Below are 391 nucleotides of genomic sequence, written 5' to 3'. Positions count from 1 at the left end.
AATGGTCGGAATGACAGGATTCGAACCTACGACCCCTTGGTCCCAAACCAAGTGCTCTACCAAGCTGAGCTACATTCCGATCTGTCATTTGAAAAATATATATGGCGCGCCCGACAGGAGTCGAACCCATAACCTTTTGATCCGTAGTCAAACGCTCTATCCAATTGAGCTACGGGCGCTAAAATTTCTTTATTTAAAAAAATGGTGCCGAGGGCCGGAATCGAACCGGCACGGTGATCACTCACCGCAGGATTTTAAGTCCTGTGCGTCTGCCAGTTCCGCCACCCCGGCATTTTGGAGCGGAAGACGAGGTTCGAACTCGCGACCCCCACCTTGGCAAGGTGGTGTTCTACCACTGAACTACTTCCGCAAAATGCTTAGAATTTTTTAT

The 391-nt window shown here is 49.4% G+C and carries 4 tRNA genes; all 4 read right to left on the bottom strand.

The annotated features are described in order from the left end of the window. Window positions 1-2: 2 nt before the first annotated feature. The 4 genes from LZ480_RS19755 to LZ480_RS19740 all read right to left on the bottom strand — a co-directional run bounded on the left by LZ480_RS19755 (window position 3) and on the right by LZ480_RS19740 (window position 370). Window positions 3-79, bottom strand: a tRNA-Pro gene (locus tag LZ480_RS19755). Between the two features lie 23 nt (window positions 80-102). Continuing rightward, window positions 103-179 (bottom strand) — tRNA-Arg (locus LZ480_RS19750). 23 nt (window positions 180-202) lie between these two features. Beyond that, window positions 203-291 (bottom strand) — tRNA-Leu (locus LZ480_RS19745). A gap of 4 nt (window positions 292-295) precedes the next feature. Beyond that, window positions 296-370: transfer RNA gene (locus LZ480_RS19740), tRNA-Gly, on the bottom strand. Between the last annotated feature and the right edge of the window lie 21 nt (window positions 371-391).

This window comes from Solibacillus palustris (assembly GCF_022549215.1).
Taxonomy (GTDB): domain Bacteria; phylum Bacillota; class Bacilli; order Bacillales_A; family Planococcaceae; genus Solibacillus; species Solibacillus daqui.
Note: the sequence above shows the minus strand (reverse complement) of the source record. Positions and strands in the feature narration are given on the sequence as shown.